This is a genomic window from Shewanella sp. 8A, assembly GCF_023475945.1.
GTDB classification, from domain to species: Bacteria; Pseudomonadota; Gammaproteobacteria; order Enterobacterales; family Shewanellaceae; genus Shewanella; species Shewanella xiamenensis.
Window position 1 is genome coordinate 1 of the sequence record NZ_JAMDJP010000118.1, and the last position, 287, is coordinate 287.

General features: G+C 42.5%; 1 rRNA gene. It reads right to left on the bottom strand.

The window, feature by feature from the left end:
* Positions 1–218: 218 nt before the first annotated feature.
* Positions 219–287 (bottom strand): 16S ribosomal RNA (locus M0413_RS22810); the annotation flags it as partial.

The window sequence follows — 287 nt, forward strand, 5'->3', positions numbered from 1 at the left end:
ACTTGAATATTCAAGACACTTAACAAGTGTTTTAAGAACTCAATTTTTTTCGTATTAACACAACGACAGACATCATTGTGTTAATTACTATCAGCTTTCCAAATTGTTAAAGAACAATGCATACCGGCTCGCGGTGCATCTCGCTCTCCCTTCCCTTACAGGAAGTTCAACAAGCCATCTGTGTGAACACTCAACAAACATCGAGTTAGTCGTATAGGTAAGGAGGTGATCCAGCCCCAGGTTCCCCTAGGGCTACCTTGTTACGACTTCACCCCAGTCATGAACCA